The sequence below is a fragment of the Pedobacter sp. ASV12 genome, from assembly GCF_016429155.1.
Classification (GTDB): Bacteria; Bacteroidota; Bacteroidia; order Sphingobacteriales; family Sphingobacteriaceae; genus Pedobacter.
In genome coordinates, this window is sequence record NZ_JAELUC010000367.1 from 1 (window position 1) to 384 (window position 384).

General features: G+C 54.9%; 1 protein-coding gene. It reads right to left on the reverse strand.

Annotation, left to right across the window (positions count from 1 at the left end):
• Positions 1–311, reverse strand: a 311-nt coding sequence (locus JHD69_RS21255) for a hypothetical protein (RefSeq protein ID WP_233166160.1), incomplete at its 3' end; no start/stop codon positions are given.
• Between the last annotated feature and the right edge of the window lie 73 nt (positions 312–384).

Genomic DNA, 384 nt, shown 5'->3' on the forward strand with positions numbered 1-384 from the left:
CATATAACCAGATTAGCGAATCCGCTTTCGTCCTCAATAGTCACAAAGAGCACGCCCTTTGCCGTTCCAGGTCTTTGACGCACGGTAATCAGCCCGGCAACTTTTACTATCCCACCGTTTGCCAGCTTGCTCAAATCTCCCGTACGGGTAACGCGGAGCGTGTCCAGCTGCCCACGCACAAAACTCACCGGATGCGCTTTGAGCGACAGTCCCATAGTGGCGTAGTCCTCGATTACATGTCCCGCATCGGTGAGCAACGGTAACGAAAGCTGGGGTTCGTCTCGGCTTTCGGAAGGCTGTCCTTCAAACATGCCTATGGGACTGTCCGAAAGTGCGGAAACTTCCCACAACGCCCGTCGGCGGTCGAGCCCTATGGAACAGAAT